A 14216-nucleotide genomic window follows, 5' to 3' on the forward strand; every position below is an offset into this window, starting at 1 on the left:
GTTAAATTTCGCTAAAATACTTAAAAATTATAATGATATAAGAGGAGAGACAATGAAACGGATTTTTAGTAGTTTATTCATAATAGGATTATTATTCTCTCTGCTTCCAACTTTTAAAGTAGAGGCAGCTACTGAGAAAGATTTACTTAATATTGCTAAATCGCATATCGGTGTTCCATATTTAACGGGTGGAACGACTCCAAAAGGATTCGACTGTTCCGGTTTTTTAGTCTATGTTTTTAATAAGATTGGAGTTTCGGTACCAAGAACTGCAGCTGAACAAGCCACTGTTGGAAAAAGTGTAGACAAATCCGCATTACAACCAGGAGACCTAGTCTTTTTCAAAAATACAGTTTCAGGTAAATCTGGCGTGACGCATTCTGGAATTTATACAGGCGACAATTCATTTATTAGTGCAACGAGCAGCAAAGGAATTGCGATTGTATCATTAGATAATACATATTGGGCTCCCAAATATGCAGGAGCAAAGCGAATTTCATATTCAGCAAGTAATAGCACTACATTCAGTGACATAGACAAGGATTTCTTTGCAAAAGAAGCGATTCAGCAATTAAATGTGCAACAGGTGATTCAAGGCTTTGAAGACGGTACATTCCGCCCAAATGAATCCGTTACAAGAGAACAGGCAGCAGCGATAATTAACAGAGTATTAAAGAGAAAATCTGCTAGCCTATATTCATATAAAGATGTTGCGACTTCATCAAGATTCGCATCTGATATAGCTGCTATTAAAGAGTTAGGAGTTATTAATGGCTTTGAAGATGGTACATTCCGTCCTAAGGAAACAATGACTCGTGCACAGATGGCTATCATTGTTCAAAATGCCTTTAAGCTTGATAAAAAAATAACATATTCAGCTTCTAGTATTATGTATAGTGATGTACCGCCTAGCTACAGAGCATATAACGCTATCATGATTATGAAGAAAATCGATACAACATCAGGTTTCCAAACTCCAGTATACCGAACAGGAGATGACGCTACTCGCGCGTTCTTCTCAGCAGCGATTTATAATGCGATCAATTTATAATAATTTTATTCATAAAAGAGGATGACTTTTAAAGGTTTGACTTCGCACTCATTTACAGTATTAATGTGCCTTATCTTAAACTGTATTTAGTAGACGCGGGTCTGCCTTTTTTTTAGGTTGTTATACTAGCAAAAATTCATTTGTTAAAACTTGATAACTATGAAAATATAATTATATTATCAATATTGGTGTAATTTTGGTAAAATTACTATATTAATGTAAGTTGGAAAAAATAATGTAAGAAAGGAAGTTTAGTATGAAGAAAGTAATGGGGATCCTTCTAAGTCTTTTGCTAGTCGTTTCATTCCTACCGATCAACCAAGCAAAAGCAGCAGACGATCTAACTAATCACTCATTAGAATTCGAAATGCGAGAAATGATTAAACAAGGTGTTCTTTATGGTTACAAGAATGGAAAATATGCACCAAATGAAGATGTTTCGAGAGCGCAGTTTGCAGCCTTCATCTCTCGTGCACTTAAGCTCACAGGAGGAACGACTCAGTTTTCAGATGTTCCTGCGAATGCCCCCTTGGCAAGTGAGATCAATGCTGCAGTAGAAGCTGGTATTATCACAGGCTATCAAAATGGGAAATTTGGCCCAAATGACACAATCACAAGAGAACAAGCAGCCAATATGATTGATAAGTCGCTTTCATTTTTAAAGGTTCCACGTGAAAAAGGATCGCTGAATTTTACTGATGCAGATCTAATTACAAGCTCTATCTCACGAGCAGCCATTGCGAGTATGGTTTCACAAAATATTATTTTAGGTATTCCTAACTATACAAACACCAAGCCAAACGGCAGTTTCCGCTTTGATCCAAAAGGGACAACAACCCGTGCCCAAGCCGCTGCATTTATTTACAGAATGTTAACAGCTGCTGAAAACTATGAAAACGAGACTGATCCGGAACCATCACCTGGTCAAGACTCTTTCAAAATTGCTACCATTGATGCAAAAGGATCCATTACAGAAGGAACGAAGAATTATAGTACGCTAGATGAAGCGGATCGTGCCATTACGAATAATGCTAACCAGGTTATCACGTATAATGGCAAAATTGTAAAAATGACGAATGGAATCGTGGTTGCCAGTCCTTCTGTTGAACAAAACACGACAATCATTTACGAGTCCAACCTAAAAACAATTATTATGCCTGTAGATGCAGGAGCTAACGGATCGCCTCCAACTGAGTTGGAATACGTGACTTCAGATGAAAGCAAAATCACAGTCAAAGTAGCGGGAAGAACAGGATATGTAAAACATAATAATGCTTACCTTTTACCAAGTCAAATGGTGGGGGATAACCTCTCCTACTATTCTGTAAACGCAAATCGTGAACTAGTACACTACATTTATGATAATAATAAGAAATCATATGTGTCTTATGCAACTGGTGTTGCTCCATCTTTCTTAAAAGCAGGTGTGAAATATATTAGTTGGGATGGTAATACATTCAAAACAACATCTGGTACAGTAGTTGGGACAGCTTATCAATATTTTAATATGCTTTCTGTAAGAGCTGAGACCAAATATACGGCAGCTGAGCTTGATGCCTTTATCACACAAAGATTAGCAGAGCTTGAAGCTTTATATGTTAGTGATCCCAAAAAATATGTTAACTTCAAAGATGCAACTAAAATTAGCAAGCTGATCGGAATCGGTTCGCAATTGAAGGAAATTGAAAAAACGTATCATATAAATGCACTTCTCATATTGGGCATGGCAATACATGAAAGTAACTATGGTTTAAGTCCTCATGCGCAAAATTCAAACAATTTATTCGGAATTAGAGTATTTGATAGCAATCCATTGGACGGGGAAAAATACGCATCGGTGTACGACAGCATGTTAAGTCTCGTGACTAATTACTTAAACAAAAACTATGTACCAATTCCTGAAAACGGAAATATCTTATATCATAACGGTGCTTCACCAGGTAACAAATTCCGTGGAATTAACGTCAGATACGCATCTGACCCATATTGGGGCCAAAAAGTAGCTGGACATATGTACCGCATAGATCAAGCGCTTGGGGGAAAAGACTTTATCAACAACCCAACTCCATACACAATCGGCCTAACTGCACAATGGGTAAATGTTCGTGAAGGCGCTGGAACTTCATTTGCAATGCAATTCAAATATCCGAGTGAAGGCTATCCATTGATTATCGTTGGAACAGTGAATACGAACTGGTACAAAGTTTTATCAGATAGCAATAATGCAGAGTTTAGCTATTTACACACAGACTATGTGAATAAAGTAAATATCGCGAAGTAAAAGAAAGAGGCCGACACGGATGTTGTCGACCTCTTTTTGGGTTGTAGAAATGACAGGAATCTGGTTTCTTGCAATAGTTCAGGTTTGGATTAATTATTTAATATATGGATTAATTCTCTGAATTTCGGATTAATTATTGACAAGTTTGGATCAATTAAACTAGATTTCCGATAAATTATGTACAAATTGACTCATCAACATCGAATCCATCTCCATTATACATGCCTAATACCACGTATAAAGACCCCAAACCCACTCTTATCCACCAAAAAAAGCTCAACTCGCAATCTAATACACGAGTTGAACACGAATTTAAATTAAACGCCAGCCTTTTTCCTCTTCAATAAGTTCAATAACCTGTTAAAGCCTTGGCGGTAGAATACAAACAGTGAACAAGTATATAGGATTACACCAATTGGAACGAGTAATGTAAGCTGGAATAAGGAGTACCAGTTATGAATCGGTGTGTACTCTTTTAGTAGCCAAATTGGAGCCACCATGATAACCGTTGGTGGAATAATTCGTAATGTTAGTCCAATGAGTCGTCGCAATTCTGATTTCGGAAAATCTTTATAGACGACAATGGATGAAACAACTAGATAATAAATAGAAACGAGTGAGCTTGTGATCGCGAGTCCAACATAGCCATAACGGTCTACAATTAATAAGTTTAATACGAAATTGATAACAATTGTTGTGACACTAATTCGGAAGATGATAGCTGTTTTCCCTTGGGCATACATGGATTTTGATGTGATGAATTGAAGCCCTTGGGTGACGATCATCGGCAAGTAACAGACGAGAGCTAAATACGTTTTTTGCGTGTCATCGGCTGTGAATTTTCCGCCTTCATAGATGAAGGAAATGGCCGCATCACCGACAACGAGTAATCCTGCAGCAATTGGCATTAATGTGACAAGTGAAATCTCCATCCCCATGAAAACGGTTTGTTGAAATTTTTTAATATTGTCAACTTGTTCGGACAACAGTGTGAAAATGATTGCTGCAATCGTTGTTGCATAAATCGCATTCGGAATGCTGACTAAGAGTGACGAGTAGTTTAGATAGGTAACGGACCCATCACCTGTACCGAATGCAAATGATCTATTGACCTGTAAATTGATTTGACCAACAACAGAATTCAACAATGAAGGGATAATTAAGATTAGGAATGCTTTTCGGAATTCAACATCCACTTTTAAAGTGGGAGACCATGAAAATCCACTTTTAACTAAATAATAAAATTGAACGAAAATCCCAAGGATAATTCCGACGATAAAACCATATGCCAAACTGTAAATTCCCCATTGTTCTGAGAAGAAGATGGCGAAAACTGCCCCTGTTAAAGTGGCTAGGATTTTTGAAATTTGTGCTGGTACAAAGATTCGACGTCCTTGCAAATAGGATTCAAGTATTCCGTTTAAAGCAATGAAACTGATGAAAATAAAGAACAGTTGCGAAAGTTTAATCGTCATAATTTCAGCATCTGGATTCATGTTTGGGAAAATCAGAGGAATAAAATAAGGAGCCAACCAGAACGCAAATGCTGAAATCAATAGGAAAATTAGGACGGTCGTGTTCATGATGCCGTTGGCTGCTTTTTCCGCCAATTGTGATTCTGTCTTTTTATGCTTCACATAGAGTGGCAGGAAGACATTATTAAATCCGCCTGAAATCATCGCCAAAACAAGCGTGATGAATCCAAATGCGGCAAAATAAGCATCCGTATCAACGGATGCACCGAACTGTCGGGAAATAATACTTTCCCGCAGAAATCCGGATAGCTTCAAGAAAATTGCAAGTAAAGTGAGCCACACAGCTGTTTTTTTGAGTGTAGACATTATGAAACCCCTTTTTATAGCAAGAATGATAAGAAAAAGTAAGGCAGTACTAGCCGCCTTACTTCAGTATCTCACTTTTAACGGAATGAAGCATATCTTGATTACTAAATTTTGCAATAAAGATGGGAAACACCCCGCAAAAGCCTATTTTGTGCACCAAGCGATTAGTGATAAATATTGCTAACTAATCGCTGTCGGATTTTATTTCAATGCACTTTCATAGATTTCTAAATATTTTTTAGCCGCGGCAATATGTGAGTAGTCCTGTTCAATCTTTGCGCGGGCTTTATCTGCCATCTCTTGCCCCTTTTCAGGATTTTGCAATAGATAAGCAGTTGCTTCAGCAAGCTCTTCCACATTTTTTTCTTCTACTAATATACCGTCTTCGCCGTTAATGACGATTTCCTTCAAGCCACCGACAGCACAAGCTACAAGTGGAGAACCAGAGCCCATTGCTTCCAACGCGGAAATAGAAGTGGCTTCCTCTACACCTGCTGAATGGACACTTGGTACGAGCACGACATCAGACAAAGCATAATAATCTTTCACTGTATCGTGGGACACTGCCCCAAGCAACGTTACATGTTCTTCAAGCTTATGCTCAGCGACAATTTCTTTAATATTGGCTAACGCCTCTCCACTGCCTGCATAAATAAGTTGAGCATTTGGCACACTCTTTAATATTTGTGGTAGTGCAAGTGCTGGATAGATGACGCCGTTTTTCTTCGTCAATCTTCTCGGAACAAAAATTACCGGAGCCTCAACATCGACATTGTAAGTCTTACGCAATTCAGCCTTCTTTGTTTTGTTCGGCTCGAAGCCATGGATATCAATAAAATTACTGACTGCTGTACCTTGAACACCTGACAAGTCCTTCACATAATCACGAAGACGTTGATCAACCGTAATAATTTTTCTTGTACCTTGATACGCTTGGACCTCGATATCTTGCATAATTTTTGCTTCGGTACTGCCTTCGTCCATAGAGCCTTTACTAACAGATTCAAATGTCATATAACCATGTACCGTTGAAACGGTTGGAATGCCGCTTTCCAAGGCTGCGAGTGTGGTGAAAGGATCTTGGGCATTAATAATGTCATACTGCTTGTCTTTATTTTTTTCAATCAATGCTTTTAGGAATCTTTGACGCATCTTATGGCTCCAGATAATGCCTTTTCCTCTTTTTAATTTATTTAAAAGAAAGCTTGGACCTTGAGCTAATAACTTTCTTGATATGGGTGATACATCAGAAAACGACAATACATCCACTTCGTGGCCAAGTGCCTCAAGACCTGCTTGGAGGGTTGCAACATGTGTAGATAGTCCTCCTGCATGAGGGTAATCATAGGCGGTAGCAATTAAAATTTTCATGAATAGACTCCTCTAACGTTAGACTTGGAATTTTTCTTTCAGTAATTCAATATTGCGTAATGCTTCTGAGCGCATAGCTTGAGCATTAGTTGTAACAATCTCGCTGTAGTGAGCACGCTCATCTAATAGCTTCAAGGCGTTCGCTGTTAATTGCGGAACATCAATTTCATGTAAATCAGCGGAGTAATCCCACATCCCGCTTCGCTTTAATAAGCTTTCTACCTTTTTATCATAGCTGAAGCCGATATGTGGAATACCCATCAAAGTGGAGAAAATCAAGGCATGAAGTCTCATCCCGATAGTCATGTCACACTCTCCGATAAAATTTAAATACTGATTAGGCGTGAAGCCTGTTCCGAGCATTAAGGTTCGATCTGCCGACTTCATATGAGCCATTACTTGCTCGCTCGCCTTTTTATCATGATGACCTTCCATCGGAACGAAAACAGGAGTCACTCCTCGCTCTTCAATTAATGTATCAAGAATGGTAGCCATCTGCTCGAATTGTTGCACATGCTCGAACCAAGGGCGAACAGAAACAGCTACTAATTTCTCAGTACCTTTTAAAGGAAGAGACTGTATGCAGCGATTGTCTTCTTTCTTTTTAAATGCAAACACAATATCTGAAGTAACAACGGTTTCTGGTTTCTTAATCCCTAAATTCTCTAAATAATCCTTAGAGTACTGGTCACGAACAGTAATGAAGTCAGCAAGATTGGACAGTTTCATTAATATCTTGCCCCAGCGGGATGTAACGGGACCAATTCCTTGGGAAAAAAACATGACTTTCGTCCCGCATAGTTTTGCTAGCAAAACAATCAGTAAATAATAAGGAAGCGGACCAAAAAGGAATTTAGTCGGATAAGCATCTTGAAGCAAACCGCCACCGCCTGAAATTAATAAATCAGCGTCCTTAAGCGCTCTCACTTTTTCTTTAAATTGATGGCGCCAGCCTCGGTATACGCTCTTCACCTGGAAAGTATTAGCTGTTTGCTCGGGTGAAAGTGAGAAAACGGTAAGTTCTGGATGGTCCAAGCCTTCACGTAAGTTATCTATAATTGATTCAAGAATGGCTTCGTCACCAGTGTTGCCGAGACCATAGAAGCCTGAAATAACAATCTTCAAAAAGTTTTCCTCCTCTGTAGAGAATTACAGTAGTATGTAAAGAAGCTGGTTAATAGGAAACATCTTTCCAGTTAATCACCCATGTATTTTACCATTCATGCGCACACCTATCAATCTTATTAATGCAACTGCTCTGCACTTCTGATATACTATTTTAGAAATTAAAAGAAGTTTGACTTTATTCAGCAGAAGTTCCCTACTTCTAAATTTAAGGGATGAATGCAAAAAGAGTAAACCATTCAGTGGGGGTACAAACCCCGGTGAATAAAGCCGCAGGCCTATGCCACAATTTTTCAGAGGAAATTTTTCGAGCAAGCTCGAAAAAAATCGGGCGCAAATACGCCAAGGCGCATTTGATCATGAATTACTAAAATAAGTGAGGTCCTTGTCACATGGAAAAAATTTGTGTTATCGGATTAGGATATATTGGTTTACCAACTGCATCCGTATTTGCCAAGGCAGGATATGAAGTAGTTGGAATTGATGTAAATGAAAAAGTTGTAGATTCTTTAAATAAAGGGAAAATACACATAGAAGAAGTTGGGCTTCCAGAATTAGTGGAAGAAGTAGTGTCGAAAGGAAAGCTTAGGGCTTCTGTGACAGCAGAGAAAGCTGATGTTTTCATCATCGCGGTGCCAACACCGATTCACGATGACTATTCTGCGAATGTCGACTATGTGATTGATGCAACAAAGGGAATCGTGCCGTTTTTGGAGAAGGGGAGCGTCGTAATCGTCGAATCCACAATTCCGCCGCGGACGATTGATGATGTAGTGGCACCTATTATAAAAGAAGCCGGATTTGATCCGTTTAACGATGTATATCTTGCGCATTGTCCAGAACGTGTCCTTCCTGGAAGAATATTAATTGAATTAATCGAGAACACTCGTATTGTCGGAGGTCTTACACCAAAAGCAGCGAAGAAAGCAGCGGATGTATACCGTGCTGTCGTTACAGGAGATGTAATCGAAACAGAAGCTGTTACAGCAGAAATGTCTAAGCTAATGGAGAATACTTTCCGTGATGTAAACATCGCATTAGCCAATGAGCTTGCGAAGATTTCTGCACGCCTTGGGGTTAATGCACATCACGTAATTGAACTTGCAAATCGCCATCCACGCGTAAACATTCACTTGCCAGGACCTGGTGTTGGTGGTCACTGTTTAGCAGTTGACCCTTATTTCATTATTGAAAAGGCAAAAGAAGAGTCACCGCTAATTACAGAAAGCAGACGTATCAATAACTCAATGCCAGACTTTGTAGTTGAACAAATCGACAGAATGACTGCTGAATTGGACAAGCCTGCCCTTGCTATATGCGGCTTAACTTATAAAGGCAACATCGATGATATTCGTGAAAGTCCAGCTCTTGAAATTGCTGAAAAATTACGGAGAGATTCAAGATATGATGTACGAATTCATGATCCGCACGTGAGAGATGAACAAGTGTCATTCCCACTCGCTTCTTTTAAAGAAGCAACAAAAGATGCTCATTTACTTGTCATTCTCGTGGACCATAATGAATTTAAATCAGTGGATGAAAAGCTATTACTAGACAATATGAAAACACCAGTGATTTTCGATACGAGAAATTGCTTGAAAACTGCAGATGACACAAACTTAACAGTTTACCGTATTGGTGACTTAACGAAATTATCAGCGATTCAGGAAGAGCCTGTATCTGAATAATAAGGAAGATGAACATGAAAAAAGAAACATACTTCGGTGTTGATGTTTCACCATTAAACTACGAAGAAATTATTGTTGATCTACAAAAGAGAATGGAGCGGAATGAAAAGTCGACGATCATAGCCGTAAATCCAGAAAAAGTGATCAAAGCAGAGGAGAATGAAGAACTAAAACAGTTGATTAATTCATCTACGTACCAAATTCCGGATGGAATAGGTATCCTGCTTGCCTCTAAATTAAAAGGAGGTAGCATCTCTTCTCGGGTGACAGGTGTTGATATGATGGATCGACTCCTTCAGTTTGCTGCACAATCCGGATACAAGGTGTTCTTGTACGGAGCAAAAGAAGAAGTTGTCGTTAAGGCGAAGCAGAATATTGAAGCTAAATATCCGAATATTAACATATCCGGCTATGAAAATGGCTATGTCCAAGACGTAAACCTCGTCCTTGATAAAATCAATCAGGCGCAAGCGGATTTATTATTCGTCGCCATGGGAAGCCCAAAGCAGGAGCTCTGGATTAAAGAAAATATGAATAAGACAAATGTTCGAGTCTTTCAAGGTGTCGGAGGCAGTTTTGACGTGTTTGCTGGCCAAGTGAAACGTGCTCCGTTATTTTTTAGGAAATTTGGTATCGAATGGCTTTACCGATTGCTAAAGGAACCGAAGCGTCTAAAACGCCAGCTCGCCTTGCCGAAGTTCTTGATGAGAGTGTTGTTCTCTAAATAAGCACAAATGACCCTTTGGTGCAAAACGTACCAGAGGGGTTTTCTTGGGTTATGAACCGTTTCTTGCTAATAGAATGGAAGCCGTATCGGAGGTTTTTAAATGAAAGTTTTGCATGTAATCAGCGGTGGAGAAACTGGTGGTTCCCGTAAGCACGTCAATACATTGCTTAAGAAATTTCCAACAGAACAAGTCTGTCTGCTTGTTTTTCAGGAAGGGATCTTAGCAGAAGAAGCGAGACAAGCGGGCATCCGTGTTGAATTAATGAAACAGAGCTCACGCTATGACCTCTCTGTATTAAAGAAGTTGACAGGCTTCATTAACGAGGAAGAATTTGATATCGTCCATTCACACGGCCCAAGAGCTAACCTGTTTCTTTCACTCATCAAAAAGAACATGAAAGCAGTATGGGTGACAACGATACATAGTGATCCAAAGCTTGATTTCATGAAGGGTGGCGTCAAAGGTTTTCTTTTTACAAAGTTGAACTTGTCCACGCTTAAAAAGATTGATTATTTTTTCGCAGTTTCCGATCGTTTTAAAGCAAACTTAATGGAGCTCGGAATTAGTGGCGATAAGATTCAATCGATCTACAATGGGATAGATTTCATCGAGCCACTAAAGAGAGATACAGAAATGCGGCATAGCTTCAACTTGAAAAATGATGATTTAGTTCTCACGATGGTTGCCCGCCTTCATCCGATTAAAGGGCATGATCTGGTATTAAAAGCACTGAATAAGCTAAATAACCTGAAGATCCACCTTTTATTAGTGGGAGATGGTCCAATTAAAATGGAGATTGAACGTATGGTTCATGACCTAGGTTTGGACAAGCAAGTTCACTTCCTAGGCTTCAGGAAAGATGTGGACGAAATATATAGTATATCGGACGTTGCGTTGCTTGCATCACATAGTGAGAGTTTTCCACTCGCCTTATTAGAAGCGGCTAATCAAAAAAACCCAGTCCTTACAACTGATGTTGGTGGGGTAAGGCAGCTTGTGACAGATGAGCGATACGGTTGGGTGACGGATGTAAATGATGTAGAAGCGTATTGTGGAGCGATGCAGGAAGCTTATCAGCTACATATAGATAACAAACTACAAGAACGTGGTTTGAATCTATATGAGCATGCGAAAGCGAATTTTTCACTCGACCGATTATATGAATTAACGTGTAAAACCTATGAAAGTATATTGGATAAACAAAAGTTCACGATAAAGTAAAATGCAAGAAATATGCTTGGAAATTGAATGATTTCTATTGTTATTTACACTATCATCATGTAATGTTTAATAGGATATTTTGTTCCATATTTAATTGAAAAAAGGTTACTCAGCGTTGGGGATCACTTAATGTTAGTAAATTGGTGGAGTTAAGCATTTGCCTAAAGTGGCCCATTGCGAGTAAATGAGGGGAGACGAAGATGAATCAGAAGAACAGCCTGACGTATATTCTTGTGTTATTACACTTATTTTTAGTACCGCTCGTATATTTTAAAACAGATGTTGGGCCTTTGCCTTTATCCATAGAGATTATCTTAATTCCGTTATTGGTCATCATAGCGTTCTGGGAATATATGAAAGGAACCATTAAACTAAATAATGTTCCAGTTAAACCATTTGTTATTACCTTTGCCTTGTTTTTACTAGCATCACTTATATCATTAGTAAAAGCACAATCGCTCACACCGGCGATTATGGAAATTGCACGATTTATATCATATGTGTTCTTATTCTTAATTGTCGTGAAGGTTGATTTCTCAAAGAAGCAATACATCAACTTCGCAAAAGTGTTTGCCTTAGCAGCACTTATTGTTGGTGTCTACGGGATTTTAACGTATGTATTTAACTTCAAGCTAAACGTAGCTGGGTTATATGCCTTAAAAGAGGCGAAGGGACGGGTCTATTCAACGATCACCAATCCGAACTATTACTCAGCTTTCCTTAATTTCGTTATACCATCTTTATTGCTATTTGCAGTGGTCTATTTTAAGAATAAAAAAATACAGTTATTCTTCTTTGCATTCTATGGCATATACGTTGTCAACCTAATTTTAACGTACACAAGAGCTGCTTGGGTAACAATGGCGTGTGCACTCGTGTTAGTTATTATCATTATGCCGAAGAAATTCATTAAGAATATTTTTAAGCCGCATCTTTTAATAGCATCGATTGTTCTCTTTGCCGTTGTCATGTTCTTGCCAGATTTCCAATCAAGAACAAACTCAGCAATCTATGCGATCCAAACACTTGTATTCCCATCATCGCCAAACGTGTTACCTGGCGGCGATGATATTGATATAGCAGGCGATGAGCCATCTGATGAAGTGGATCTAGTAAAGAAAGAAGAAGAAGCAACAACAAACCGCGCAGTCGTTTCACGAACGACGCTTTGGAAAACCGGTTGGGTAATGTTTAAAGACAATCCAATCATCGGTGTCGGTACAGGGAACTACTTAGTCCGGTATAAGGAATACGTCACAAAATATCCAGATTTGAATATTGGACATGATGAATATTCCGTTCATAATTCATATTTGAAAGTCATGGCTGAATCAGGAACGATCGGTATCCTAGCCTTCCTAAGCATGTACGTGACATACTTCTTATACCTTGCTCGTTTGTATTTTAAACAAAATTTACTTGGACAGGTTGTGGCACTCGGCATATTCGCGGGAAGTGCGACATTCATGGTACAGAACCTTTCCAACAACCTAATCTTTATTCCACAGCTTAATATTATTTTCTGGATAATTGCAGGACTTACACTTGCATTCTTATATAAGAACAGTGAAAAGAGCAGCGATTATTGATGATAGAAAGTGACTCCAGAGTGAACTGCACCCCAATTGTTAGACACAACAACTAACAATTGGGGTGTATTTTTATGGGGAAATTTTCATTTGAAGATAAACTAAAGGTTTTAGAAATTATCTAAACGGGAAAGAATCCTATAGAGGCATAGGTAAACGAATAGGCATAGACCATAAATCTATCGGGACGTACTTAATTAGATGAATGAAAAAGGGACGTCCATTGGTGAAAAAAGTACGTAAGGAGAAACAAGCAGTAGAAGGTTCACAAGAAGCACTTTTAGAGGAAATTGAACGTTTAAAAATGGAGAATGCCTATTTAAAAAAGTGGAATGCTTTAGTTCAAAACAAGGAAAAAACACCAAACAAGACAAAGCACAAGTAGTCTATGAACTAAGGCATGAATTTTCGGTGAAAGAATTAGTGAAGCTAGCAGGAATTCCACGAAGTACATATTATTATTTGGTGAAGCAGTATGGAAAGTCTGATCCAGATACGGAACTAAAAAAACTAATTCAATCCATCTATAACGAACATGAAGGACGTTATGGCTATCGTCGTATTCGTAATAGATTGGAAAATAGTGGACAAAAAGTCAATCGTAAAAAAGTTCAACGAATCATGAAAGAACTAGGATTAAAATCTCTTGTCCGTACGAAGAAATATCGTTTGAATAAAGGAAAGACTAGCAAGATTGCGCCAAACATTTTAGATCGTTAATTTTAAGCAGAAAAGCCAAATCAGAAGTGGGTAACAGACATTACAGAGATTAAATTATTCGGGGGGAAACGCTATTTAACGCCTGTTTTAGATTTATTTAACGGTGAAATCATTACCTATACAATCGGATCTAGACCCACCTACTCCCTTGTTTCAGAGATGTTAGATAAGGCGTTTGAATGCTTATCTGAAGAGGAAGAGCTTCTAATGCATACCAATCAGGGCTGGCACTATCAAATGAAACAGTATAGCTTCTCTTTAAAAGAGCGAGGTATTACACAAAGCATCCTAAGGGCAACTGTTACAATAATTCCGTTATGGAGATTTTCTTTGGCATTATGAAATCAGAGTTTCTATATTTCAAAGAGTTTGAAGGTTTTGAACATTTTAAACTAGAACTGGAGAAATACATAAATATTATAACAATCAACGAATTAAGGCAAAATTAAAAGGCATGAGTCCGGTACAATACCGAACCCATGCCCAACAAGCTGTCTAATGAAATAATCGTGTCTAACTTTTTGGGGTCACTTTAAGAGGCAGTTTGCCTTTTGGGCTCTTTTTTTTAAAATTGAATACCTCCTTGTTTACGAAGAATCAT

General features: G+C 38.5%; 9 protein-coding genes and 1 pseudogene. 7 read left to right on the forward strand and 3 right to left on the reverse strand.

The window, feature by feature from the left end:
• Positions 1-52: 52 nt before the first annotated feature.
• Both V179_RS0122555 and V179_RS0122560 read left to right on the forward strand, forming a co-directional pair.
• Complete coding sequence (locus V179_RS0122555) at positions 53-1051, forward strand: C40 family peptidase (protein WP_028393477.1); 999 nt, start codon at positions 53-55, stop codon at positions 1049-1051.
• 256 nt (positions 1052-1307) lie between these two features.
• Positions 1308-3332: an S-layer homology domain-containing protein gene (locus tag V179_RS0122560; RefSeq protein WP_051405095.1), complete on the forward strand. Its 2025-nt coding sequence runs from the start codon at positions 1308-1310 to the stop codon at positions 3330-3332.
• A gap of 317 nt (positions 3333-3649) precedes the next feature.
• Here the strand turns inward: V179_RS0122560 and murJ are convergent, their stop codons facing one another.
• The 3 genes from murJ to csaB all read right to left on the reverse strand — a co-directional run bounded on the left by murJ (position 3650) and on the right by csaB (position 7669).
• Complete coding sequence (gene murJ, locus V179_RS0122565) at positions 3650-5173, reverse strand: murein biosynthesis integral membrane protein MurJ (RefSeq protein ID WP_028393479.1); 1524 nt, start codon at positions 5171-5173, stop codon at positions 3650-3652.
• A gap of 201 nt (positions 5174-5374) precedes the next feature.
• On the reverse strand, positions 5375-6544 hold the full coding sequence (locus V179_RS0122575) for a glycosyltransferase family 4 protein (RefSeq protein ID WP_028393481.1): 1170 nt from the start codon (positions 6542-6544) through the stop codon (positions 5375-5377).
• Positions 6545-6562: 18 nt separating this feature from the next.
• Positions 6563-7669, reverse strand: coding sequence for a polysaccharide pyruvyl transferase CsaB (gene csaB / locus V179_RS0122580; protein WP_028393482.1), 1107 nt, complete (start codon positions 7667-7669; stop codon positions 6563-6565).
• A 392-nt stretch (positions 7670-8061) separates the two neighbouring features.
• On the opposite strand from csaB, the gene V179_RS0122585 reads away from it, so the two are divergent.
• From V179_RS0122585 to V179_RS28540, 5 genes and pseudogenes are all read left to right on the forward strand, one after another.
• Complete coding sequence (locus V179_RS0122585) at positions 8062-9357, forward strand: nucleotide sugar dehydrogenase (RefSeq protein ID WP_028393483.1); 1296 nt, start codon at positions 8062-8064, stop codon at positions 9355-9357.
• A gap of 14 nt (positions 9358-9371) precedes the next feature.
• Entirely contained in the window at positions 9372-10085 is a 714-nt protein-coding gene (locus tag V179_RS0122590) for a WecB/TagA/CpsF family glycosyltransferase (protein WP_028393484.1), read from the forward strand.
• 99 nt (positions 10086-10184) lie between these two features.
• The gene (locus tag V179_RS0122595; RefSeq protein WP_028393485.1) at positions 10185-11306 is read left to right on the forward strand and encodes a glycosyltransferase; all 1122 of its coding nucleotides are present in this window, start codon (positions 10185-10187) and stop codon (positions 11304-11306) included.
• 200 nt (positions 11307-11506) lie between these two features.
• Positions 11507-12895: an O-antigen ligase family protein gene (locus V179_RS0122600; RefSeq protein ID WP_028393486.1), complete on the forward strand. Its 1389-nt coding sequence runs from the start codon at positions 11507-11509 to the stop codon at positions 12893-12895.
• Between the two features lie 208 nt (positions 12896-13103).
• A pseudogene (locus V179_RS28540) lies at positions 13104-14114 on the forward strand (IS3 family transposase); the annotation flags it as partial.
• Positions 14115-14216: the final 102 nt, after the last annotated feature.

The organism is Bacillus cihuensis (genome assembly GCF_000504145.1).
GTDB classification, from domain to species: domain Bacteria; phylum Bacillota; class Bacilli; order Bacillales; family DSM-1321; genus Peribacillus; species Peribacillus huizhouensis.

Excerpts from the sequence above, each read along its gene's own strand:
- V179_RS0122555 (WP_028393477.1), top strand. The coding sequence starts at position 53 with ATGAAACGGATTTTTAGTAGTTTATTCATAATAGGATTATTATTCTCT.
- V179_RS0122560 (WP_051405095.1), top strand. The coding sequence starts at position 1,308 with ATGAAGAAAGTAATGGGGATCCTTCTAAGTCTTTTGCTAGTCGTTTCA.
- murJ (WP_028393479.1), bottom strand. The coding sequence starts at position 5,173 with ATGTCTACACTCAAAAAAACAGCTGTGTGGCTCACTTTACTTGCAATT.
- V179_RS0122575 (WP_028393481.1), bottom strand. The coding sequence starts at position 6,544 with ATGAAAATTTTAATTGCTACCGCCTATGATTACCCTCATGCAGGAGGA.
- V179_RS0122585 (WP_028393483.1), top strand. The coding sequence starts at position 8,062 with ATGGAAAAAATTTGTGTTATCGGATTAGGATATATTGGTTTACCAACT.
- V179_RS0122590 (WP_028393484.1), top strand. The coding sequence starts at position 9,372 with ATGAAAAAAGAAACATACTTCGGTGTTGATGTTTCACCATTAAACTAC.
- V179_RS0122595 (WP_028393485.1), top strand. The coding sequence starts at position 10,185 with ATGAAAGTTTTGCATGTAATCAGCGGTGGAGAAACTGGTGGTTCCCGT.
- V179_RS0122600 (WP_028393486.1), top strand. The coding sequence starts at position 11,507 with ATGAATCAGAAGAACAGCCTGACGTATATTCTTGTGTTATTACACTTA.